Annotated in this window: 1 protein-coding gene; it reads left to right on the forward strand. The window is 73.6% G+C overall.

Annotated elements, in window-relative coordinates:
• A partial coding sequence (locus BZY54_RS51455; protein WP_425276400.1) for a hypothetical protein occupies nucleotides 1-480 on the forward strand: 480 nt, incomplete at its 5' end.
• Between the last annotated feature and the right edge of the window lie 129 nt (nucleotides 481-609).

Consider the following 609-nt stretch of genomic DNA (forward strand, 5'->3'; position numbering starts at 1 on the left):
GTAGACGCCCTGTTCCTGGTCTTCGAGACCGACCAGGAACAGGGCGTCTACAGCGTGTTCGTCCCGCGACCCACCCGCCGGCGTGAGCCGTTGAAGGGTGTGTGCGGCGGCGGCCTGACCCGTGGTCAGGTACTGCTGCCGCCGCAGCGGGGCGCGCACACGCAGCTGGAGGTGTGGGCCGACGGACCCTGGCGGCTTACGCTGCGCCCGGCCGCCGAGACACGGCGGCTGTGCTGGAACGCTCCGCTGCGGGGCCGGGGCATCGAGACCGTGGTCAAGACCGGCGGGTCCCGCGTCGTGGAGTTCGAGCACCACGGTGACGACGGGTTCCGCATCCAGACGGTCACCCGTTCGTTCGACTCGGGTCGGCTGCTGGCCGACGGGCGCGGCGCGGCCCGTCTCACCGTGGCGGTGCCGGACCGCTGCCTGCTGCGCATCGAGACCACCGGACGCTGGACCCTGCGCGACCCCGGCACCTGACCCCCGGCCCGCGCCCTCAGCTGAACACGATCATCGACCCCTGTGCCAGGCTCCGGGTCGCCGCCGCGTGCAGGCCGAGCCAGACGTGGCGTTCGCGGGCGAAGGGGCTCGGGTCGTGGGGAGCGGGGG

The organism is Streptomyces carpinensis (assembly GCF_002154505.1).
Taxonomy (GTDB): Bacteria; Actinomycetota; Actinomycetes; order Streptomycetales; family Streptomycetaceae; genus Streptomyces; species Streptomyces carpinensis.